Here is a 23,158-nt window from a genome sequence, read left to right on the forward strand (position 1 = left end):
TCAATCATCCGGCGATTCTATAAGCTCCGTGTCAGCCGGAGAATCCCCAAACCGCAAAAAATCATTGATTCATTTATTTATCAACAGTCCCTAAGCCGGGGGCCAGTCATGAGAATGTCACGCACCGGAGATCGCAAATGGCGGCGGTTGGTGATAGACGCCGCGCCATCGAAGGCCAAAGGCGCACGCCATGACCGAGGATTCGCTTCCAGAACGCACCAGCCTTTACCGGTTCATCATGCGCCGCGTGGGTGACCCCTGGGTCAGCGAAGACCTGGTGCAGGAAACCTTCATCCGCCTGTTCACCTATCGGCTGAAAAGCACGGTGGGCGACAGCGCGGCCCTATGCTTCCGCATCGCCCAGAATCTGGTGCGCGATCATTTCCGCGCCAGCCGCCGGGCGTCCACCGAGGAGTTGGGCGACGACCTGGCCTGCGACGCGCCGCGGGCGGAAGAGGTGATCATGCATCGTCAGCGCGTCGCCGCCTTTCAACGGGCGCTGGATGCCATGCCGCCCCTGCGCCGCGAGGTCTTCGTCCGCCGCCGCCTGAAAGGGGAAAGCCTGCGTGACATCGCCCAGACGCTGGACATCAGCAAGGCGGCGGCTGAAAAGCATGTGGTGCGCGCCTTGGAATGGCTGCACCAGGAAATGTCCCGCAGTGAGCGCGCCCGCCCCCGCGCCACGCGGCAGGAGGAATTGCCGTGATGGCCGAGCGTCGTGTTGTCTGGAGCCCCAGCCCGGTGGAAGAGGCGGCCCGCTGGGCCCTGCGCCGTGCCGACGCGCCCCTGACGCCGGAGGAGGAATCCGCCTTCCAGGCCTGGCTGGCGGCCGACCCTAGCCATCGCGACAGCTATCAGGCGCTGCACGCCACCCTGGAGGACCCCGCCCTGACCGAGGCGATGGCCGGGCTGGATGCCGCGCCGCGCGTGGTCCGCCGTCCCGTGGCCCGCGCGATCCCCCGGGCGCGGCGCCTGCTGCCTGTCCTGGCCCTGGCGGCCTGCGCCGCGCTGGCGCTGGTTGTTGTCTGGCCCAACATCGACCGGTACATGGCCACGCCGCTGCGCTATGAGACGGCCGGCGGCCAAGCCCGCACCATCACCCTGCCCGATGGCACGGCCCTGAGCCTCAACGGCGACACGGTGGTTGAGGCGCGCCTGGGCCATGGCCATCGCTGGCTGACCCTGAGCCGGGGGGAGGCCTATTTCGACGTGGCGCATGACAGCGACCGGCCGTTCGAAATCGAGGCCGGCGGCCGGGCCGCCATCACCGTGCTGGGCACTGCCTTCGACATCGACCTGACGCGCGACGTGGTGGAACTGTCGGTCTATCGCGGCCGGGTGCGCTTCACCGCCGCCGGCGCCGGCACGGGCCGGGAACTGACGGCCGGCCAGCGCGCCGCCGTGCACAACGGCCAGCTCCAGGCCCTGGCGGACTTCAACCCCGCCGCCGAAGACTGGCGCCAAGGCTGGCTGGAGACGGAGGGCATCACCCTGGGCCGGCTGGCGGAGAGGTTGAGCCGCCGCAGCGCCCTGCCCATCGTGCTGACCGATAGCCGCCTGGCGACGCGCCAAATTTCCGGCCGCTTCCGCCTGGATGATCCGGCGCGGCTGCTGGCCACGCTGGGCCGGGTGCATGGCTTCACCGTGGACCGGCAGGCCGACCGGCTGCTGCTGGTTCCAGCGGCTTGAGCCCCGCAGGCAGCGCTGGACCGCCCGCGTCTTATAAGCTTCATAAAATTCAATGTCCGGTTTCCAGGCCGCCGGTCGTCTTCCGGCCCGAGGTCGCGCCCACGGGGGGACGCGGCCACGGGATTTGGGGACAAGCATGAAGAACCTGGACACGCCGCTCACCCGCGCCCTGCGCCGCCTGCGCGCCTCGGCCTCCGCCCTGGCCCTGGCCACGGCCGCCCTCACCGCCACGGCACCAGCCGCCCCGGCAGCGCAAAGCGTGACGCAGTTCACCATCGCCGCCGGCGACCTGCGTGCCGCCCTCAACGCCTTTTCCCGCGCCACCGGCATGCAGGTGCTGGCCGACCCGGCGCTGTTGGACGGCAAGCGCACCGGCGGCCTCAGCGGCGCCTTCAGCACGCCGGACGCGCTGGGCCGCCTGCTGGCCGGTACAGGGCTGGACTACACGCTGGATGGCGACAGCGTTGTGCTGAAGGTGGGGGCCGCCAAGGCCGCGACCACCGCCCCGGCCGCGAACACGGCCACCGCCCCCAGCCTGGCGGCCGCCGATGCCAGCCCGCTGGAGGAGATCATCGTCACCGGCTTCGCCGGCAGCGTCACCCGCGCCTTGGACACCAAGCGCCAGGCGGACAACGTGGTGGACGCCATTTCGGCGGAGGATATCGGCAAGTTCCCCAGCCAGAACGTGGCCGAAGCCATGCAGCACATCCCGGGCGTCACCATCTCCCGCGACCGGGGCGAGGGCCTGTTCGTTCGCATCCGCGGCCTGGGCCCGGATTTCGAGGTCACCACCCTGAACGGCCGCAGCATGGCGGTGAACGAGAATGTGCGCGACAGCGGCCAATCGGGGCGCAACTTCCGCTTCGACACCCTGCCGTCGGAGCTGGTGTCGGGCATCGAGGTGGTGAAAAGCCCCCTGGCCAGCCAGGACGAGGGGGCCATCGGCGGCCTGGTGAACATCCGCACCTTTCGCCCGCTGGAGCTGGGCGACCTGACCTTCACCGGGTCGGCCAGCGGCAGCTATGCCCAGCTGGCCGACGCCGCCGACCCCCACGTCTCCGGCCTGACCAGCTGGAACAACGACGCCAAAACCTTCGGCCTCCTGCTGGCCGCCGTGTATGACGAGCGCACGGTGCGCCAGGATCGCGTGCTGGGGGGCAGTTGGACCCTCTATCCGAACGGGATCGACACCAATGGCGACGGCAAGGCCGACAGCGGCCCCGTCATCGACGCCAGCGGCGAGCGCCCCACGCTGGAGATGCAGCACAGCCGCCGCGTGGGCATGAACGCGGCGGCGCAGTGGGCGCCGAACGACAATCTGGAAATCGGCCTGGACGTGCTGTTCACCCGGTTGAACATGCACTACGACGAGAAGACCTACTCCGCCGACTGGACCATATCCAAGGCGGTGCCGGGCAGCGTGTCCATCCGGGACGGCGCCGTCGTGGCGGCGACCGCCCCGGTCAGCGTGCAGATCGGGCGCGAGGAGTCCGACCTGCTGCACACCAACTACCAAGTGGGGCTGAACGGCAAATACCGCATCGACGGTTGGACCCTGTCGGCGGACGGCGCCTACAACCGCGCCGACAGCGGCACGCCCACGCCCATCCGCCGGTCCCGCATCCTGGGGTCGGCCGGCCAGGTCAGCTTCAACATGCCCTCATCGGACGATGGCGTGCCCAGCCTGAACTACCTGACGGCCGACCTGAACTCCATCACCCTGCTGCCGGGCCGCCGCCTGGAATGGCGCACCGAGAACGCCAAGGACACGGAAGGCGCCATCCAGTTCGACGCGGAGCATGACCTGGACTGGGGGCCCCTCTCCAAAATCCAGATGGGCGCCAAGTACCGCGACCGGGGCCGCGACTATGACCGCCGCGACCTGACCATCACCCAGAACATCGCCGGCCAATACTTCCCCACCAGCTATTACGACAGCTTCCCGGTCAGCGGCTTCCTGGCCGACGCCTCCGGCACCCTGCCCCGCACCTGGCTGGTGCCGGACACCGGCGCCTTCTTCAGCCGCATGGATCCGAACGTGGTCAACCAGCCGCTGACGGCGGCCGATCTGCGCAATTCCTACAAGGTGACGGAGACCATCGGCGCCGGCTACGTCATGACCAGCCTGTCCACCACCCTGTTCGGCCTGCCCCTGCGCGGCGACGCCGGCGTGCGTGTCACCAACACCGACCAGACCTCCAGCGGCAGCGCCACCAGCGGCAGCAAGGCCATCCCGGTGCGGTACGAGCGCATCTACACCAATGCCCTGCCCTCGGCCAACCTGGTGCTGGAGCTGCAGCCCGACGTGCAGCTGCACCTGGCGGCCTCCAAGGTCATCACCCGGCCGTCGCTGTCCAGCCTGGGCCCGCAGATCACGCTGAACTCCTCCAACACCATCTTCACCGCCAGCGGCGGCAACCCGCAGCTGCGTCCCTACGAGGCCTGGCAGTACGACGCCTCGGCCGAGTGGTACTTCACCCGCAGCAGCGCGCTGATCGCCGACTTCTTCTACAAGGACATCAGCACCTTCACCTTCAACCAGGTGACCCCGCTGGTGGTGGACGGGCAGAGCTATCTGCTGACCGCCCCCGTCAACGGCGGCGGCGCCCATGTCATCGGCGGCGAGCTGGCCTATCAGCAGCTGTTCACCTTCCTACCCGCCCCCTTCGACGGCCTGGGCTTCCTGGCCAACCTGACCATCACCAATTCCGGGGCGACGTACCATGACATCACCACCGGACGCTTCTTCGAGGCCGACCTGGCCGGCGTGGCCCGCCACAGCTACAACCTGACCGCTTTCTATGAGAAAGGCCCCATCGGCGTGCGCGCCGCCTACAGCTGGACGGGCAACATCCTGAACCAGGTGGGCACCAACGGCCTGTCCTCGGTCAACGACCGGGCCTTCGGCACCCTGGACCTGAACGCCACCTACGCGGTGGACGGCCACCTGACACTGACGGCGGAGGCCATCAACGTCACCGGTGCGGCCCAGAGCCAATATGTGAACAACGGCATCTTCGCGACATATACCGACTTCGGCCGCACCTTCCGGTTCGGCGTGAGAGCGAAGTACTGATGCGCGGCAAGGCCCTGCTGCGGGGGCTGGCGGCGGCGATGCTGCTGCTGGCCCTGCCCGCCCGGCCGGAGGCGGCCGGGACGTTGGACCAGCTGGAACGGGTGGTCATCCTGACGCGGCATGGCATCCGCGCCGCCATGTCGACGCCGGAGGAACTGGGCCGCTGGACGGCGGAGGCCTGGCCGGCCTTCGCCGTGCCGCCCGGCCACCTGACGGCCCACGGCTTCCAGGCGGCCGGCCTGTTCGGCGCCTATTACCGGGAGCATTACCGGGCGTTGGGCCTGCTGCCGGCGGGAGACTGTGCCGCCGCCCGGGTGCACGCCAACCTGCCCCAGCGCACGGTGGAGACGGGGCGGGCGCTGGCCGAGCAATTGCTGCCCGGTTGCCCCGCCCGGGTCGATACCGTGGAGACCAAGGCCGACCCGTTGTTCGATCCGGTGCCGGCGGGGGCCGCGCGTCTTGATCCCGACCTGTCCCTGGCCGCCGTGCGCGGGCGCATCGGCGATGCCGCGGCCTGGACGGCGGCGCATGCCGACACGGTGGAGGCGCTGCAGCGGCTGTTACTGAACTGCGCCCCGGCCGACTGCCGCGCGCAGGTTCAGCCCGGCGGCAGGCTGGCCGGCCGCCGGCTGCTGACCGACATGCCGTCGGTGCTGGGTCGGGGGCAAGGCGAGGACTGGCTGAAGCTGCAAAGCCCGCTGGCGACGGCGTCCGGACTGACGGAAAGCCTGATCATGGCCTATGCCGATGGGGCGCCGCTGGCCAGCCTATTGGGCGGGCGGGTGAACGCCGACGCGCTGAACCGCGCCGGGGCCGCCCATGCCGCCGACCTGGACGCACGGCTGCGCACGCCCTACATCGCCCGCGTGGGCGCTGGCCCGCTGGCCCAACATCTGGTGGACCTGCTGGCCGGCGACGGCCCGGCCGTCTCCGTACTGGTGGGCCACGACGGCACCCTCCTGCTGTTGGCGGGCCTGCTGCGCCTGGATTGGGTGCTGCCGGGCTATCAGCCCGACCAGGTGCCCCCCGGATCGGCGCTGGTGCTGGAACGCTGGCGCCGGGCGGACGGCCAAACCGTCATCCGCGCCCGCTTCACGGCGCAAAGCCTGGATCAGCTGCGCGCCCTGACCCCGCTGACGGAAGCCCAGCCTCCCCTGTCGGCGCCGGTCTTCATTCCCGGATGCAGCCAGGCGGCACCGGCGATGGACTGCCCGCTGGAGCGGTTCCGGCAAGTGGTGGCGGATGCCACACGGGGCGAATGAGCCACCAACGAAAACGGGGAGCGGAATGACCGCTCCCCGTTCCCCATTCAACTGACGCTGGCGCTCAGTTGCGCACCAGCGGGCGGTACTTGATGCGGTGCGGCTGGTCGGCCGCCGCACCCAGGCGGCGCTTGCGGTCGGCTTCGTAGTCCTGGTAGTTGCCCTCGAACCAGACCACCTGGCTTTCGCCTTCGAAGGCCAGGATGTGGGTGGCGATACGGTCCAGGAACCAGCGATCGTGGCTGATGACCACAGCGCAGCCGGCGAAGCTGACCAGCGCCTCCTCCAGGGCGCGCAGGGTTTCCACGTCCAGGTCGTTGGTCGGTTCGTCCAGCAGCAGGACGTTGGCGCCGGACTTCAGCATCATGGCCAGGTGCACGCGGTTGCGCTCACCACCCGACAGCTGCCCCACCTTCTTCTGCTGGTCGGACCCACGGAAGTTGAAGGCGGAGACGTAGGCGCGGCTGGGCATGGACTTCTTGCCCAGCTCGATGATGTCCAGGCCGCCGGAGATCTCTTCCCACACCGTCTTGTTGGGGTTGAGGGCGTCGCGGCTCTGATCGACATAGCCCAGCTTCACCGTCTCACCCACCTTGAAGGTGCCGGCGTCCGGCGTGTCCTGGTTGGTGATCATGCGGAACAGGGTGGTCTTGCCGGCGCCGTTGGGGCCGATGATGCCCACGATGCCGCCCGGCGGCAGGCGGAAGGACAGGTCGTCGATCAGCAGGCGGTCGCCGAAGCCCTTCTTCAGGTGATCGGCCTCGATGACCACGTTGCCTAGGCGGGGCGGCACGGGGATGACGATCTGGGTGTCGGTGATCGCCTCCTTCGTGCTCTGGGCCAACAATTCCTCGTAGGCCTGGATGCGGGCCTTGGACTTGGCCTGGCGCGCGCGCGGGCTCTGCCGCACCCACTCCAGTTCCTGGGCCAGCTGCTTCTGGCGGGCGTCCTCGGTGCGGCCTTCCTGGACCAGGCGCTTTTCCTTCTGCTCCAGCCAGCTGGAGTAGTTGCCCTCGTAGGGGATGCCCGAGCCGCGGTCCAGTTCCAGGATCCAGCCGGTGACGTTGTCCAGGAAGTAACGGTCGTGGGTGACCATCACCACCGTGCCCTTGTAGTCGGCCAGGAAGCGCTGCAGCCAGGCCACACTTTCGGCGTCCAGATGGTTGGTCGGTTCGTCCAGCAGCAGCATGTCGGGCTTGGCCAGCAGCAGCTTGCACAACGCCACGCGGCGCTTCTCACCGCCCGACAGCTTGGTCACGTCGGCGTCGCCCGGGGGGCAGCGTAGGGCGTCCATGGCGATCTCGACCGTGCGCTCGATATCCCAGGCGTCGGCGGCGTCGATCTTCTCCTGCAGCTCCGCCTGCTCGGCGATCAGCGCGTCGAAGTCGGCGTCCGGCTCCGCCATGGCGTTGCTGACCTCGTTGAAACGGTCCAGCAGGCCCTTGGTGGCGCCCAGGGCGTCCATGACGTTTTCCTGGACGGTCTTGTTGGGGTCCAGCTGCGGCTCCTGCGCCAGATAGCCCACGGACACGCCGTCGGCGGACCAGGCCTCGCCATTGTAGTCCTTGTCCAGGCCGGCCATGATCTTCAGCAGGGTGGACTTACCCGAGCCGTTCACGCCCAGCACGCCGATCTTGGCACCGGGGTAAAAGCTCAGCCAGATGTTCTCGAAAACCTTGCGGCCGCCGGGATAGACCTTGGTCACACCCTTCATCACATAAACATATTGGTACGACGCCATGGGCTGTCTCTTCACAAAGGGTGGCAACAAGGGCAGGGTCTGAACCCACCCGGCGACGCCTTTTACCCCACCATCCCATCCGCGCGCAACGCGGGTGGCAAGCATTCGAAAGCCTTAACCCCATGCTGGAGATCCCATGCTGGAGATCTATGTCGACGCCGACGCCTGCCCCGTGAAGGAGGAGGTGTTCAAGGTGGCGGAGCGGTATCAGCTGAAGACCTATCTGGTGTCCAACGGCCCGCTGCGGGTGCCGCCGGGCGGCCTGGTGCAGCTGGTGATGGTCAGCGACGGATTCGACGCCGCCGACGACTGGATCGCCACCCATTGCGGCGTGGGCGACATCGTCATCACCGCCGACATCCCCCTGGCCGACCGCTGCCTGAAGGCCGGCAGCCGGGTCATCGGCCCCACCGGCCGCCCCTTCACCCCCCAGTCCATCGGCACGGCCATCGCCACCCGCGCCCTGATGAGCGACCTGCGCGCCATGGGCGTGGTCCAGGGCGGCAACGCGCCCATGGCCAAGCGCGACAAGTCGCAGTTCCTGCAGGCGCTGGACCAGGCGGTGAACGCTGTGAAGAAGATGGGCAAATAGGCTCGGCGCTGTGACGGTGTAACGGGCACGGCTTCCAATCGCCTGTCCTGGCGCCGCATGTCACAGCCTGGTCACAGCCCCTCCTTTCCCCTGCCCCTTTCCCGCCCCAATGGCTGCCCACGCTGATGCTGACGTACAGCGTGGGCTTTGGGGGCCACAGCGATTGGAGGGTTTGGGCATGCAACATCGTTCCTGGCGCAAATCCGCCGTGCTGGCGGCCACCCTGCTGCCCCTATGTGCCGCTCTGGCTGGCGGGGTCGCCCTGGCCAACACGCAGAAAGGCGTCGGCGCGTTCGAGCGCAAGGATTACCCCACCGCCCTGGCCGACCTCGCGCCCGCCGCAGACAAGGGCGACGCCGAGGCGCAGACCTACCTGGGCTGGATGTATGAGAAGGGCCTGGGCGTGCCGGTGGACTACGCCCGCGCCCAGGCCTGGTACCGGAAGGCGGCCGACAAGGGCCATGCCCACGCCCTGAACAATTTGGGTTCGCTCTATTATCTGGGCAACGGCGTCCCGAAGGACGCGGCCAAGGGCATCAGTCTGTTTCGCAAGGCCGCCAAGAAGGGCGATGCCCAGGCCCAGATGAACTTGGCGATGATCTATTATCTTGGTCAGGACGCGCCCAAGGACGACGTGGAAGCCGCCCACTGGGCCCGCGCCGCCGCCCGCCAGGGCAACCCGCACGCCCAGAACCTACTGGCCCGCCTCTACGACACCGGCGCCGGCCTGCCGCGCAACCCGGTGCTGGCCTACACCCTGACCGTGCTGTCCGGCGACAACCCCGACGCCCAGGCCCTGCGCACCCGCCTGGAGGGCGAACTGAGCACCGCCCAGAAGGCGGAGGCACAGACCCTGGCCAAGACCTGGCGCCCAGGGCAGCCGCTGCCGACGGCGACGCGGACGTAAAGCGCCTGCCACTATCCCGCCTTAGTTGTTGATCATCCTCCCTCCTCAAGCTTGAACTCGGGCTGATGGGGAAAGGACCGTGAGATGGGGAACAACAGGATGGGATGGCCGCGCGCGTCGTGCGCCTTGATCGTGGCGGCATGGGCCGCCACCGGACTTACCGTTGCGCCGGGATCGGCCGGTGCCGCGCCGACACAGGCGGACACGCCACCCGCGTCCAGTGTGCCCACCGCCCCTCCCGCCGCGACATCCACCTTGGACCAGGGTATCGCGGCCTTCGAGGCGGGAAAGAAGGCCGAGGCGGTGGCCCTGTTGACGCCCTTGGCAGAGAAAGGTGACGCCGACGCGCAAACCCATCTGGGCTGGATTTATGAAGAACCGCTGGTGACCATCACCGCCACCGGCAGCCGGCCGGCCTTCGTTCCCGACAATGCCAAGGCCCGCGTCTGGTATGAGAAGGCTGCCGCCCAAGGCCAGGCCCATGCCATGAACAACCTGGGCTCCCTCTATTTCCTGGGACGGGGGGTGCCGGAAGATCGGGCCAAGGGCATCGAGCTGTTCCAACAGGCGGCCGCCAAGGGCGACATCCAAGCCCAGAACAACCTGACCATGATCTATTATAATGGCGTGGGCGCGGCAAAGGACAGCCAGGCGGCGTTGATGTGGTGCGAGCGCGCCGCCATCCAGGGCGACCCCCAGTCCCTGCACTTCCTGGCCGCCCTGTCCATCGCGGGTGAGGGTGTGCCCCACGACCCCGTCCAGGCCTATATCCTGACGCTGCTGAGCCCAGACGCCGACGCCGATACCGCCAAGATGCGGACGACGCTGGAACAGCAACTGCCGGCCACGACCCGGCAACGCGCCCGTGACTTGGCCGCCGCGTGGCATCCTGGGATGCCCCTGCCCACCGCCGACCAGACAAAGGGGCGGGCGCACCCTTTGTAAAAGCGGCACGCGCGGTGACGCCGGAATGAGAAAAGGGCCGCACCCCGGCTGGGATGCGGCCCTTCGCTTTACTCAAGCACCCACCCGCCTCAGGCGGCCGGCTGCTCCGTCGAGACTTCCGACGGCAGGGCCGGATCCTCGCCCGCCTGCAGGGCGGAGAGTTCACGGTCGCGCTCGGCGGCGATCTGCTTCAGACGGTTCACGACACTGCCGGTACCCGCCGGGATCAGGCGGCCGACGATGACGTTTTCCTTCAGGCCTTCCAGGTTGTCCGACTTGCCCTGGACGGCGGCTTCCGTCAGGACGCGGGTCGTTTCCTGGAACGACGCGGCCGAGATGAAGGAACGCGTCTGCAGGCTGGCCTTGGTGATACCCTGCAGCACCGGACGGCCGCGGGCGAACCGCAGACCACCCTCGCCTTCGTCCATGCGGGCCTGAACCTTGCGGTTCTCGGCCTCGAACTCGGCGCGGTCGACCTGTTCGGCGATCAGCAGCGTGGTGTCACCCGGCTCGTCGATCTCGACCTTCTGCAGCATCTGGCGAACGATCACCTCGATGTGCTTGTCGTTGATCTTCACGCCCTGCAGACGATAGACGTCCTGGATTTCGTTGGTGAGGTAGGAGGCCAGAGCCTCCACGCCCATGACGGCCAGGATGTCGTGCGGGACGGGGTTGCCGTCCATCAGCAGGTCGCCCTTCTGGACATAGTCACCCTCCTGCACGGAGATGTGCTTGCCCTTCGGGATCAGGTACTCACGCTGGTTCTCGGCCTCGTCGTTGGGAACAACGACGATGCGGCGCTTCGTCTTGTAGTCCTTGCCGAACTCAACCCGGCCGTCGATGTCCGAGATGATGGCGAAGTCCTTGGGACGACGGGCTTCGAACAGCTCGGCCACGCGCGGCAGACCACCGGTGATGTCACGCGTCTTGGAGCTTTCACGCGGGATACGGGCCAGCACGTCGCCGGCCTTCACATGCGCGCCGTTCTCCACCGACAGGATGGCGTCCACGCTCAGATAGTAACGGGCTTCCACGCCGTTCGGCAGCTTGATGACGTCGCCGTTGGCGTCGCGCAGGGTCACGCGGGGGCGGAGATCCGCGCCGCGCGGCTGCTGGCGCCAGTCGACCACCACCTTGGACGAAATGCCGGTGGCCTCATCGACCACCTCGCGCATGGACACGCCCTCGACCAGGTCGACGTAGTTGGCGACACCCTCCCGCTCGGTGATGATCGGCAGGGTGTAGGGGTCCCACTCCGCCAGGCGATCGCCCTTCTTCACCAGAACGCCGTCCTCGACCAGCAGCTTGTTCAGCTTGGCACCGTAGGGGACGCGGTGACGGGCGCGCTCGCGGCCCTGGCTGTCGAACAGCGCCAGTTCCACGTTGCGGCCCATGATGACGGGCACGCCCTCGCCGTTCAGAACCATGTTGCGGTTCTTCACGACGACCTTGGCATCAAGGCTGCTGTCCACGGACGACTGCTCGGCGCCACGCTGGGCCGCACCGCCGATGTGGAAGGTACGCATCGTCAGCTGCGTGCCGGGCTCACCGATCGACTGGGCGGCGATGACGCCGACGGCCTCACCGATGTTCACGGTGGTGCCGCGGGCCAGGTCGCGGCCGTAGCAGCAACCGCAGACACCCTCGCGGGTCTCGCACGTCAGCACCGAGCGGATCAGCACGGTGTCGATGCCGGCGCGCTCGATCAGCTCCACGGCCTGCTCGTCGATCAGGCCGGCGGCCGGAACGAGAACCTTGCCGCTCAGCGGATCGACCACGTCAACCGAGGCGCAACGGCCCAGGATGCGCTCCGACAGGGGCGAGATCACCTCGCCACCGTCGATGACGGCGCGCATGGTCAGGCCCTTGGTGGTGCCGCAATCGTTTTCCACGACGATGGCGTCCTGGGCGACGTCGACCAGACGGCGCGTCAGGTAACCGGAGTTCGCCGTCTTCAAGGCGGTGTCGGCCAGACCCTTACGGGCGCCGTGGGTGGAGTTGAAGTACTCCAGCACGGTCAGGCCTTCCTTGAAGTTGGAAATGATGGGCGTCTCGATGATCTCGCCCGAGGGCTTCGCCATCAGGCCGCGCATGCCGGCCAGCTGCTTGATCTGGGCGGCGGAGCCACGGGCACCGGAGTGCGCCATCATGTACACCGAGTTGACACCGACGCCGGGGCGCGGCTGTTCGATGACCTTCATCATGGCGCCGGCGACCTTTTCGGTCGTTTCCGACCAGACGTCGACCACCTTGTTGTACTTTTCGCCCTGGGTGATCAGGCCGTCCAGGTACTGCTGCTCGTACTCCTTGACGCGCTCCTGCGCCTCATGGATCAGCGTCTCCTTCTCGGCCGGGATGACCATGTCATCCTTGCCGAAGGAGATGCCGGCGCGGCAGGCGTGGCTGAAGCCCAGCTTCATCAGGCGGTCGGCGAAAATCACCGTCTCCTTCTGACCGCAATGGCGGTAGACGGCGTCGATGATGTTGCCCACGTCCTTCTTGGTCAGCAGCCGGTTGATCATCGAGAAGCCGATCGCCGGGTGGCGCGGCAGGATCTCCGACAGCAGCATGCGACCGGGGGTGCTCTCCACGCGGGTCACGATGGGGTTACCATCCTGGTCCACGGTGTGGTAGCGGGCCTTCACCTTGGAGTGCAGGGTGACGACCTTGGCCGCGAGCGCCTGCTCGATCTCGCCGATGTCGGTGAAAGCCATGCCCTCGCCCACGGAGCCCGGCAGTTCCATCGTGATGTAGTACAGGCCCAGGACGATGTCCTGGCTGGGGACGATGATGGGCTTGCCGTTGGCGGGCGACAGGATGTTGTTGGTCGACATCATCAGCACGCGCGCTTCCAGCTGGGCCTCGAGGCTCAGCGGGACGTGCACGGCCATCTGGTCGCCGTCGAAGTCCGCGTTGAAGGCGGTGCAGACCAACGGGTGCAGCTGGATGGCCTTGCCTTCGATCAGGGTGGGCTCGAAGGCCTGGATGCCCAGACGGTGCAGCGTGGGCGCCCGGTTCAGCATGACCGGATGCTCGCGGATGACCTCTTCCAGGATGTCCCAGACCTCGGGCCGCTCCTTTTCCACCATGCGCTTGGCCGCCTTGATGGTGGAGGCCATGCCGTACAGCTCGAGCTTGGCGTAGATGAAAGGCTTGAACAGCTCCAGCGCCATCTTCTTGGGCAAGCCGCACTGGTGCAGCTTCAGCTCGGGGCCCACCACGATGACCGAACGACCGGAATAATCGACGCGCTTGCCCAGCAGGTTCTGACGGAAGCGGCCCTGCTTGCCCTTCAGCATGTCGCTGATGGACTTCAGCGGGCGCTTGTTGGCGCCGGTGATGACGCGGCCGCGGCGGCCGTTGTCGAACAGGGCGTCAACGGCCTCCTGCAGCATGCGCTTCTCATTGCGCACGATGATGTCGGGCGCGCGCAGCTCGATCAGCCGCTTCAGGCGGTTGTTACGGTTGATGACGCGGCGGTACAGGTCGTTCAGGTCGGACGTGGCGAAACGGCCGCCGTCCAGCGGGACCAGCGGGCGCAGTTCCGGCGGAATGACCGGGACGACGTCCAGGATCATCCACTCCGGACGCGAGCCGGACTCCAGGAAGGCCTCGATGAGCTTCAGGCGCTTGACCAGCTTCTTGCGCTTGGCCTCGCTGGAAGTCTCCTTCAGCTCCTCGCGGACGGTCTTCATCTCCTCTTCCATGTCGATGGCGGAGAGAAGGACCTTGATGGCCTCGGCGCCGATGGACGCGGTGAAGGCGTCCTCGCCGTACTCGTCCTGGGCCTGGATGTACTCCTCCTCCGACAGAAGCTGGTGCAGCTTCAGCGGGGTCAGGCCGGGCTCGGTGACGACGTAGTTCTCGAAGTACAGGACCCGTTCCAGATCCTTCAGCGTCATGTCCATGAGCAGGCCGATGCGGCTCGGCAGGCTCTTCAGGAACCAGATGTGGGCGACGGGCGAGGCCAGCTCGATATGGCCCATGCGCTCGCGCCGGACCTTGGCCAGCGTCACTTCGACGCCGCACTTCTCGCAGATGATGCCACGGTACTTCATGCGCTTGTACTTGCCGCACAAGCACTCGTAGTCCTTGATCGGGCCGAAGATGCGGGCGCAGAACAGGCCGTCGCGCTCCGGCTTGAAGGTACGGTAGTTGATGGTCTCGGGCTTCTTGATCTCGCCGAACGACCACGACCGGATGCGCTCCGGGCTGGCGATCGAGATGCGGATCTGATCGAAGCTCTGCGGCCCCTGCACCTGGCCGATAATGTTCATCAACTCATTCATAAGCCGTCTCCCCTGGGAAGGGCTGGGAATTCAATTGGCTGCGAACCGGGACGGACGAACGCCCCCGGGGGAATCCCCCCGAGGGCGCCGCCCAAGCTCAACCGGTGATCAATAGGACCGCTCGTTCAGCTCGACGTTCAGGCCCAGGGACCGCAGTTCCTTGACCAGCACGTTGAAGCTTTCCGGAATGCCGGCCTCGAAGTTGTCGTCGCCGCGGACGATGGCCTCGTAGACCTTGGTGCGGCCGGACACGTCGTCCGACTTCACCGTCAACATTTCCTGCAGCGTGTAGGCGGCGCCGTAAGCTTCCAGCGCCCAGACCTCCATTTCACCGAAGCGCTGACCACCGAACTGGGCCTTGCCGCCCAGCGGCTGCTGGGTGACCAGGCTGTACGGGCCGATGGAGCGCGCGTGGATCTTGTCGTCCACCAGGTGGTGCAGCTTCAGCATGTAGATGTAGCCGACGGTGACCTTGCGATCGAACGCCTCGCCGGTACGGCCGTCGGTCAGCACCATCTGGCCCGAGCTGTCGATGCCGGCTTCCGTCAGCATGCGGACGATGTCGTCCTCCCGCGCGCCGTCGAAGACCGGGGTCGCGAACGGGATGCCGCGGCGCAGGTTGCCCGCCAGTTCCAGAACCTCACCATCGGTCAGGTCGCTCACCTCCTCGGTGTAGGCGGCCTCGCCGTAGATGTGCTTCATGCGGCCCTTGATGTTCTCAAGGACGGGGGCCTTGGCCTCCGGCTCGGCATGGCGCATCTGGTCCAGCATCTGGCCGATCTGCTTGCCCAGGTTGGCCGACGCCCAGCCCAGGTGGGTCTCCAGGATCTGACCGACGTTCATGCGCGAGGGCACGCCCAGCGGGTTCAGAACGATATCGACCGCCTGGCCGTCGGCCAGGTAGGGCATGTCCTCGATGGGCAGGATGCGGCTGATCACACCCTTGTTGCCGTGACGGCCGGCCATCTTGTCACCGGGCTGCAGCTTGCGCTTCACCGCCACGAAGACCTTGACCATCTTCATGACGCCGGGCGGCAGCTCGTCACCGCGCTGCAGCTTCTCGACCTTGTTCTCGAACCGCTCCTGCAGCTTCTGGATGCTCTCGTCGAACACCCGGCCGTAAGCCTCCACGTTCTCCATGATCTGGTCGTTGGCGACCGCGATCTGGCGCCACTGGCCACGCGACAGGCCGGACAGCAGCTCTTCGGTGATGACCTCGCCCGACTTGATGCCGCGCGGGGCGGACAGGACGGACTGGCCGACCAGCGTTTCCTTCAGGCGGGTGTAGAAGCTGCGCTCCAGGATCGCCTTCTCGTCGTCGCGGTCCTTGGCCAGCTTCTCGATCTCGGCCCGCTCGATCGCCAGCGCGCGCTCGTCCTTGTCGACGCCGCGGCGGGAGAAGACGCGGACCTCGACCACCGTGCCGGTGACGCCCGGCGGCAGACGCATGGACGTGTCGCGCACGTCGCTGGCCTTTTCACCGAAGATGGCGCGCAACAGCTTCTCTTCCGGGGTCATCGGGCTTTCGCCCTTCGGCGTCACCTTGCCGACCAGGATGTCGCCCGGCTTCACCTCGGCACCGATGTAGACGATGCCCGCCTCGTCGAGGTTCTTCAGAGCCTCTTCGCCGACGTTGGGGATGTCGCGGGTGATTTCTTCCTGGCCCAGCTTGGTGTCGCGGGCCATGACCTCGAACTCCTCGATGTGGATCGAGGTGAAGACGTCATCGCGCACGATGCGCTCGGAAATCAGGATCGAGTCTTCGAAGTTGTAGCCGTTCCAGGGCATGAACGCGACCAGCACGTTGCGGCCCAGGGCCAGCTCGCCCAGGTCGGTCGAGGGACCGTCGGCGATGATGTCGCCCTTCTCCACCCGGTCGCCCACCTTCACCAGCGGACGCTGGTTGATGCAGGTGTTCTGGTTGGAGCGCTGGAACTTCAGCAGGTTGTAGATGTCGACGCCAGGGGCCGCCGCGTCGGTGTCGCCGGTGGCGCGCACGACGATGCGGGTGGCGTCGATCTGGTCGATCACGCCGGCACGGCGGGCGGCGATGGCCACGCCCGAGTCACGGGCGACCGTCGCTTCCATGCCGGTGCCGACCAGGGGCGAGTCCGCCTTGATCAGCGGCACGGCCTGGCGCTGCATGTTCGAGCCCATCAGCGCGCGGTTGGCGTCGTCGTTCTCCAGGAACGGGATCAGCGCCGCGGCGACGGACACCAGCTGCTTCGGCGACACGTCGATCAGATCGATCATGTCCGAGCGGGTCATCATGTACTCGCCGCCCTTGCGGCAGCTGATGAGCTCATCCATGAAGCGGTTGTCGGCGTCCAGCGTGGCGTTGGCCTGCGCCACCATGTAGCGGCCTTCCTCCATGGCGGAGAGATAGACCACCTCGTTGGTGACGCGCTTGTCCACCACCTTGCGGTAGGGGCTCTCGATGAAGCCGTACTGGTTCACGCGGGCATAGGTCGCCAGCGAGTTGATCAGACCGATGTTCGGACCTTCGGGGGTCTCAATCGGGCAGATGCGGCCGTAATGGGTCGGATGCACGTCGCGGACTTCGAAGCCCGCGCGCTCACGCGTCAGACCGCCCGGCCCCAGGGCCGAGAGACGACGCTTGTGGGTGATTTCCGACAACGGGTTGGTCTGGTCCATGAACTGCGACAGCTGCGAGGAGCCGAAGAATTCACGCACCGCAGCCGCCGCCGGCTTGGCGTTGATCAGGTCGTGCGGCATGACCGTGTCGATCTCGACCGAGCTCATGCGCTCGCGGATCGCACGCTCCATGCGCAGCAGGCCGACGCGGTACTGGTTCTCCATCAGCTCGCCGACGGAGCGGACGCGACGGTTGCCCAGGTGGTCGATGTCGTCGATCTCGCCACGGCCGTCCTTCAGCTCGACCAGGAGCTTCAGGATGGCCAGGATGTCGTCCTTGCGCAGGACGCGCATCTGGTCGTCGGTCTGGAAGCCCAGGCGCGCGTTCATCTTCACGCGGCCCACGGCCGACAGGTCGTAGCGCTCGCTGTCGAAGAACAGGCCGCTGAACAGGGCCTCAGCACTTTCCAGCGTGGGCGGCTCGCCCGGGCGCATGACGCGGTAGATGTCGATCAGCGCGTCTTCACGGCTGGCGTTACGGTCCGCCGCCATGGTGTTGCGGATGTAGGCGCCGACGTTCAGGTGGTCGATGGCCAGAACCGGCACCTCGTCCACGCCGACCTTCTCCAGCTTCTCCAGGGCGGCGGTGGTGATCTCGTCACCCGCCTCGAAGATCACTTCGCCGGTCAGCTCGTTGATGATGTCGATGGCGAGGTAGCGGCCAGCCAGCTCCTCGGTCGGCACCTTCACCTCTTCCAGGCCGCCCTCCTGCAGCTTCTTCAGCACGCGGGGGGTCATCTTGGTCTCGCGCTGCAGCAGGACCTCGCCCGTGCGGGCATCGATCAGGTCGGAGGCCAGCTTCACGCCCTTCATGCGCTCGGCGACGAAGGGGGTCTTCCAGCCGTCGCCGGCGCGGGAATAGGTGATGGTGTCGTAGAAGGCGGAGAGCATCTCCTCCTTCGACATGCCTTGCGCCTCGTACGGGGCCAGGCCCTGCCCGGCCTTCGCGCGCTGGGCCCGCAGCTGCTGCGTCTCAGCGCCGTCCAGCGCGAACAGCAGGGTGGTGGCGGGCAGCTTGCGGCGGCGGTCGATGCGGACGTAGACGAGGTCCTTGGCGTCGAACTCGAAGTCCAGCCAAGAGCCGCGGTAGGGGATCACGCGGGCGGCGAACAGGTACTTGCCCGACGAATGGGTCTTGCCCTTGTCGTGGTCGAAGAACACGCCCGGCGACCGGTGCATCTGGCTGACGATGACGCGCTCGGTGCCGTTGATGACGAAGGTGCCGTTGGCCGTCATCAGGGGCATGTCGCCCATGTAGACGTCCTGTTCCTTGATGTCGCGGATGGACTTCAGGCCCGTGTCTTCGTCCATGTCGAAGACGGTCAGGCGCAGGGTCACCTTCAGGGGCGCGGCAAAGGTCATGCCGCGCTGCTGGCATTCCTCGACATCGTACTTGGGCTGTTCAAGCTCGTACTTAACGAAGTCGAGCACGGCACGGTCGGAGAAGTCCTTAATCGGGAAGACCGACTTGAACACTTCCTGAAGGCCCAGATTGGCGCGCTTCTCGGGCGCCGTATCCATCTGAAGGAAGTGGTCGTAGGAACTCCGTTGAACCTCGATGAGGTTCGGCATGCGGGTCACTTCGGGGATGCGTCCGAAGCTCTTACGAATACGCTTACGTCCCGTGAACGACTTGGCCATGAAATGCGCCTCTCGTGAACTAGGCCCGGGTCAACTGCGCCGGCCGATTTGGATGCGACGGCAAGCGAAACAAACACAAATAGGCGCGTCCGGCCCCGCCCCCTTCGGAAGCGGCCGCCGTCCGGCGCCAAACACTCAAACTGCCCTTCCCGCCCCAAATTCCATCGCGGAACCTTCTTCGGGAAGAAACTGGAGGATCACCATACGACATCCTCCAGAAAAAGGCGACAGCGCCGGGCGGCGGTCCCCCATATGGGGAGTGCCACCGTCCGGCGCCATCTTTTTTTCAGAAACGCCCACAGGGGATCGTTTCTTACTTCACCTCGACCTTCGCGCCGGCGTCTTCCAGCTGCTTCTTAATCTTAGCAGCTTCGTCCTTCGTGGCGCCTTCCTTCACGGTCTTCGGCGCACCCTCGACCAGGTCCTTGGCTTCCTTCAGGCCGAGGCTGGTGATGGCGCGGATTTCCTTAATCACGTTGATCTTCTTGTCGCCGGCGTCGGCGAGGATCACGGTGAATTCGGTCTGCTCTTCGGCGGGAGCGGCGGCTTCAGCGGCCGGGCCGGCAACGGCGGCAACGGCGACGGGAGCAGCGGCGGAAACGCCCCACTTCTCTTCCAGCAGCTTCGACAGCTCGGCGGCCTCGATCACGGTCAGAGCGGACAGCTCTTCAACCAGCTTTTCCAGCTTGGACATGGATGTTCTCCTAAATCAGGTCTTGTCTTGAGATTTACGAAAAGTACGCGAGGCTCAGGCCGCCTCGCCCTTCTTGGCATAAGCCGACAGCACGCGCGCCACCTGGCCGCCCGGAGCCTGCAGCACACCGGCGATGCGGGTGGCGGGCGTCTGGAGCATGCCGAGCAGGCGACCACGCAGTTCTTCGATGGACGGGAGCTTCGAGAGAGCCTCGATGCCCTTGTCGTCCAGGACGGTACCGCCCATGCCGCCGCCAATGATCTTGAACTTGTCATTGGCCTTGGCATAAGCGATCGCAACCTTGGCCGCCGCGACTGGATCGCTTGAGTAAGCGATGGCGGTCACGCCGACGAACAGGTCGTCCAGCTTTTCGAACTGGGTGCCCTTGAGGGCGATACGGGCGAGCCGGTTCTTGGTCACCTTGAAGCTCGCGCCAGCGGCCCGCATCTTGCGGCGCAGGTCCGTCACCTCGGCGACCGTCATGCCCGACTGGCGGGTCACGACGACCAGGGAAGTGGCGGAGAGCGCCTGATGCAGAGCAGCGATAGTCGCTTGCTTTTCTGTGCGATCCACGGTTCGCCTCCTAACAACTGGGACAGGTGGGCGGGTCACGCCCATCTTCCCGGTCCAAATGTAGCCTCGGGCTTCCCCCACGAATGGGGTTCACCCGAAACCGGTGAACCTGCCCCAGAAGCGACAAGCCATCCAAACCAAGCGGCCGGTAAATCCGTCCACCTGCAAAACGCTTGTTACTCCCGTCTATGCCGGCGTTCATTAAGCCGCCCCGGCCGTCACGCCCCCGAAGGGATGATCGGTTCCGGCTTGGCGCCCGCAGTCTTGGACAGGGTTGGAAGGACGGATCGCTCCGGCCCTCCGCCGGCCTCGCCGTCCATCCCCATATGGGAACGAACGGCTTGGACGGAAACTCCTTGCAGCCTTAGGCCGAGATCGAGGCGACCAGGGCGGCGACGTCGAGCTTCAGGCCCGGGCCCATGGAAGAGCTCAGGCTGACCTTCTCGATGTAGGTGCCCTTGGCACCCGTCGGCTTGGCGCGGTTGATGGCGCCGACGAAGGCCTTGATGTTCTCGGCCAGGGCTTCCTGGCTGAAGCTGGCCTTGCCCACGCCGGCGTGCACGATACCGGTCTTCTCGGCGCGGAACTCGACCGAGCCGCCCTTGGCGGACTTCACGGCTTCGCCGACGTTCATCGTCACGGTGCCCAGCTTCGGGTTCGGCATCAGGCCGCGCGGGCCCAGCACCTTACCCAGACGGCCGACCAGGGCCATCAGGTCCGGGGTGGCGATGCAGCGGTCGAAATTCATCTCGCCCGCCTGGATCTTCTCGGCCAGGTCTTCCGCACCCACCAGCTCGGCGCCGGCGGCCAGGGCTTCGTCAGCCTTGGCGCCGCGGGCGAACACGGCGACGCGAACGGTCTTGCCGGTGCCGTTGGGCAGCTGGACCATGCCGCGGACCATCTGGTCGGCATGACGCGGGTCGATGCCCAGGTTCATGGCGATCTCGACGGTCTCGTCGAACTTGGCGGTGGCGTTGCCCTTCACCGACTGGACAGCCTCGTCCAGGGCGTAGAACCTGTTCCGGTCGACGGTGGCGTTAGCCTTCTTGAGACGCTTGCCGGCCATGATCAATCCTCCACCACTTCCAGGCCCATGGAACGGGCCGAGCCGACCAGCATGCTGGCAGCCGCCTCGATGTCGTTCGCGTTCAGGTCCGGCATCTTCGTCTTGGCGATTTCGCGGATCTGCGACATCTTCACCTTGCCCACCGCGGCGCCCTTGCCCACCTGGACGGCGCCCTTGGTGATGCCGGCGGCCTTCTTCAGGAAGTAGGTGTTCGGCGGGGTCTTGGTGACGAACGTGAAGGTACGGTCACCGTAGGCGGTGATCACGACCGGGATGGGCATGCCCTGCTCCAGGTCGGCCGTCTTCGCGTTGAAGGCCTTCACGAATTCCATGATGTTTAGGCCGCGCTGACCCAGGGCCGGACCGATGGGCGGCGACGGGTTGGCCTTGCCGGCCGGCACCTGCAACTTGATATAACCGACGATCTTCTTCGCCATGATACGTCCTCAACAACAATCCGGACGGAACCCCGGTCGAGGGGCGCCACCCGGATCTGCGGGATGCGTGGTTCGGCTCGCCCCATGGACTTCGGCCCCGTTGCCGGGACCTTCGGGCTCGCCTCCCACGCGGGGAATGGGAAGACGCCCCGGTTTCCGAAGAACCGGGGCGCCGTCCCGCTTAAATCTTTTCGACCTGCGCGTACTCGAGCTCGACGGGGGTCGCACGGCCGAAGATGGACACCGCCACCTTGACCCGCGCCTTGTCCTCGTCGACCTCTTCGATGAGGCCGGTGAACGAGGTGAAGGGGCCGTCGGTGACGCGCACGTTCTCGCCCACTTCGAAGTGGATGGAGGGCTTGGGCCGCTCGATCCCTTCCTGCACCTGGTTCATGATGCGCAAGGCTTCCGCCTCGCTGATGGGCTGCGGCTTGCCGCCACCACCCAGGAAACCCGTCACCTTCGGCGCGTTCTTCACCAGGTGCCAGCTCTCGTCCGTCAGTTCCATCTTCACCAGCACATAGCCGGGAAAGAACTTCCGTTCGGAGTTCACCTTGGCGCCGCGGCGCACCTCCACGACCTCTTCGGTCGGGACCAGGATTTCCTCGAACTGATCTTCCAGACCCTTCTGGGCGGCCTTCTCACGAATCGACTGAGAGACCTTCTTTTCGAATCCGGAATAAACGTGAACAACGTACCAACGCGCGGCCATGACCTTAGCCTCCGATACCGAAAACGAGGCGGACAGCGAACGCGATGATCTGATCGACCGCCAGGAAGAACAGAGACGCGACGATGACCATGAGGAACACCATCCAGGTGGAGATGACCGTTTCCTTGCGGGTCGGCCACGTCACCTTGGCGATCTCACGGCGCACTTCGCGCGCAAACTGGGCAGGACTGGTCTTCGCCATAAGGGCTACGCCACCACGTTCAGAGCTACTCGTCATACTGTTTCGGCATCGCTGCCGTTACCCGGCCCGCTTGGCCGTCCGGACACGCTGTTCAGCGGGGCGACGTGGCAGGAGTGGAGGGGATCGAACCCCCAACCCCCGGTTTTGGAGACCGGTGCTCTACCAATTGAGCTACACTCCTACGTCACCGGCCGCAGTTTCCCGCGTCTCGGAGGGCCGGTTTATTCACCATTCGGAACCGCTTGTCCAGATAAAACAGCATGCCCCTCGTATGCGGGGCAGATCTGCGTCTGTGCATGCGGCCGGTGGGCCGGCAACACCTTTTCCCAGCAGTCCCAGGGACCCGGAAAGAACGGTGTTTTCAGGGGTTTGACCGTCGGCGCCCAGGAAATCCCGGACAACGCCGGAGGGCCTCCGACGGCCCTCCCCCTACTTAAAGGCAAGGGGCGCCGCCGGCGGGCCGGGGCACCCCTCACCAAAATCACGTGGATGCGGGACGGCCTTCAAGGAAGGCCGTCCCGCACCCCAAACGTTCCTTAGGCGATGATCTTCGCGACCACGCCGGCGCCGACGGTGCGGCCGCCCTCGCGGATGGCGAAGCGCAGGCCTTCGTCCATGGCGATCGGGGCGATCAGCTCCACGGTCACCTGCACGTTGTCGCCCGGCATCACCATCTC

Annotated in this window: 18 protein-coding genes and 1 tRNA gene; 7 read left to right on the forward strand and 12 right to left on the reverse strand. The window is 66.4% G+C overall.

Annotation, left to right across the window (positions count from 1 at the left end):
• The first annotated feature begins 190 nt into the window (after positions 1-190).
• The 4 genes from FBZ89_RS29590 (at position 191) to FBZ89_RS29605 (ending at position 6,027) form a co-directional block, all read left to right on the forward strand.
• On the forward strand, positions 191-706 hold the full coding sequence (locus FBZ89_RS29590) for an RNA polymerase sigma factor (RefSeq protein WP_145754599.1): 516 nt from the start codon (positions 191-193) through the stop codon (positions 704-706).
• The gene (locus tag FBZ89_RS29595; protein ID WP_145754600.1) at positions 706-1,689 is read left to right on the forward strand and encodes a FecR family protein; all 984 of its coding nucleotides are present in this window, start codon (positions 706-708) and stop codon (positions 1,687-1,689) included. The genes FBZ89_RS29590 and FBZ89_RS29595 overlap by 1 nt, the downstream gene beginning before the upstream one ends.
• 136 nt (positions 1,690-1,825) lie before the next feature.
• Positions 1,826-4,765, forward strand: a complete 2,940-nt coding sequence (locus tag FBZ89_RS29600; RefSeq protein WP_145754602.1) for a TonB-dependent receptor — start codon at positions 1,826-1,828, stop codon at positions 4,763-4,765.
• A complete protein-coding gene (locus FBZ89_RS29605; protein ID WP_211115415.1) occupies positions 4,765-6,027 on the forward strand; it encodes a histidine-type phosphatase in 1,263 nt (420 codons plus the stop codon). The genes FBZ89_RS29600 and FBZ89_RS29605 overlap by 1 nt, the downstream gene beginning before the upstream one ends.
• Positions 6,028-6,091: 64 nt before the next feature.
• Here FBZ89_RS29605 and ettA read toward each other — a convergent pair whose 3' ends face one another.
• Positions 6,092-7,768 (reverse strand): energy-dependent translational throttle protein EttA, encoded by a 1,677-nt coding sequence (gene ettA / locus FBZ89_RS29610; RefSeq protein WP_145754604.1) that lies wholly within the window; start codon positions 7,766-7,768, stop codon positions 6,092-6,094.
• Between the two features lie 139 nt (positions 7,769-7,907).
• Here ettA and FBZ89_RS29615 point away from each other — a divergent pair, with 139 nt between their 5' ends.
• Together FBZ89_RS29615 and FBZ89_RS29620 are read left to right on the forward strand one after the other, a co-directional pair.
• Positions 7,908-8,360, forward strand: a complete 453-nt coding sequence (locus FBZ89_RS29615) for a YaiI/YqxD family protein (protein WP_211115416.1) — start codon at positions 7,908-7,910, stop codon at positions 8,358-8,360.
• A gap of 178 nt (positions 8,361-8,538) precedes the next feature.
• Positions 8,539-9,267, forward strand: a complete 729-nt coding sequence (locus FBZ89_RS29620) for a tetratricopeptide repeat protein (RefSeq protein ID WP_186457658.1) — start codon at positions 8,539-8,541, stop codon at positions 9,265-9,267.
• Positions 9,268-9,299: 32 nt separating this feature from the next.
• Here the strand turns inward: FBZ89_RS29620 and FBZ89_RS31085 are convergent, their stop codons facing one another.
• Complete coding sequence (locus FBZ89_RS31085; RefSeq protein ID WP_186457659.1) at positions 9,300-9,497, reverse strand: hypothetical protein; 198 nt, start codon at positions 9,495-9,497, stop codon at positions 9,300-9,302.
• A gap of 25 nt (positions 9,498-9,522) precedes the next feature.
• Between FBZ89_RS31085 and FBZ89_RS29625 the strand changes: the two genes are divergently transcribed.
• Positions 9,523-10,212, forward strand: coding sequence for a tetratricopeptide repeat protein (locus FBZ89_RS29625; protein WP_186457660.1), 690 nt, complete (start codon positions 9,523-9,525; stop codon positions 10,210-10,212).
• 89 nt (positions 10,213-10,301) lie between these two features.
• Here FBZ89_RS29625 and rpoC read toward each other — a convergent pair whose 3' ends face one another.
• From rpoC to FBZ89_RS29675, 10 genes are all read right to left on the reverse strand, one after another.
• The gene (gene rpoC, locus FBZ89_RS29630) at positions 10,302-14,501 is read right to left on the reverse strand and encodes a DNA-directed RNA polymerase subunit beta' (protein WP_145754610.1); all 4,200 of its coding nucleotides are present in this window, start codon (positions 14,499-14,501) and stop codon (positions 10,302-10,304) included.
• A gap of 108 nt (positions 14,502-14,609) precedes the next feature.
• Positions 14,610-18,797: a DNA-directed RNA polymerase subunit beta gene (rpoB, locus tag FBZ89_RS29635; protein ID WP_145754612.1), complete on the reverse strand. Its 4,188-nt coding sequence runs from the start codon at positions 18,795-18,797 to the stop codon at positions 14,610-14,612.
• Between the two features lie 313 nt (positions 18,798-19,110).
• Positions 19,111-19,491, reverse strand: a complete 381-nt coding sequence (gene rplL, locus FBZ89_RS29640; RefSeq protein ID WP_040842378.1) for a 50S ribosomal protein L7/L12 — start codon at positions 19,489-19,491, stop codon at positions 19,111-19,113.
• A gap of 54 nt (positions 19,492-19,545) precedes the next feature.
• Positions 19,546-20,064 (reverse strand): 50S ribosomal protein L10, encoded by a 519-nt coding sequence (gene rplJ, locus FBZ89_RS29645; RefSeq protein ID WP_040842376.1) that lies wholly within the window; start codon positions 20,062-20,064, stop codon positions 19,546-19,548.
• 364 nt (positions 20,065-20,428) lie between these two features.
• Positions 20,429-21,136: a 50S ribosomal protein L1 gene (gene rplA / locus FBZ89_RS29650; RefSeq protein WP_425465983.1), complete on the reverse strand. Its 708-nt coding sequence runs from the start codon at positions 21,134-21,136 to the stop codon at positions 20,429-20,431.
• Positions 21,133-21,567, reverse strand: coding sequence for a 50S ribosomal protein L11 (gene rplK, locus FBZ89_RS29655; RefSeq protein WP_040842373.1), 435 nt, complete (start codon positions 21,565-21,567; stop codon positions 21,133-21,135). The genes rplA and rplK overlap by 4 nt, the downstream gene beginning before the upstream one ends.
• A 181-nt stretch (positions 21,568-21,748) precedes the next feature.
• Positions 21,749-22,279: a transcription termination/antitermination protein NusG gene (nusG, locus tag FBZ89_RS29660; RefSeq protein ID WP_004271317.1), complete on the reverse strand. Its 531-nt coding sequence runs from the start codon at positions 22,277-22,279 to the stop codon at positions 21,749-21,751.
• 4 nt (positions 22,280-22,283) lie between these two features.
• On the reverse strand, positions 22,284-22,481 hold the full coding sequence (gene secE / locus FBZ89_RS29665; protein ID WP_040842369.1) for a preprotein translocase subunit SecE: 198 nt from the start codon (positions 22,479-22,481) through the stop codon (positions 22,284-22,286).
• A 105-nt stretch (positions 22,482-22,586) separates the two neighbouring features.
• A tRNA-Trp gene (locus tag FBZ89_RS29670) sits at positions 22,587-22,662 on the reverse strand.
• Positions 22,663-23,017: 355 nt separating this feature from the next.
• Positions 23,018-23,158: EF-Tu C-terminal domain-related protein (locus FBZ89_RS29675; RefSeq protein ID WP_484213824.1), on the reverse strand; the 141-nt coding region annotated here is incomplete at its 5' end.

Source organism: Nitrospirillum amazonense, assembly GCF_007828045.1.
Classification (GTDB): domain Bacteria; phylum Pseudomonadota; class Alphaproteobacteria; order Azospirillales; family Azospirillaceae; genus Nitrospirillum; species Nitrospirillum amazonense_C.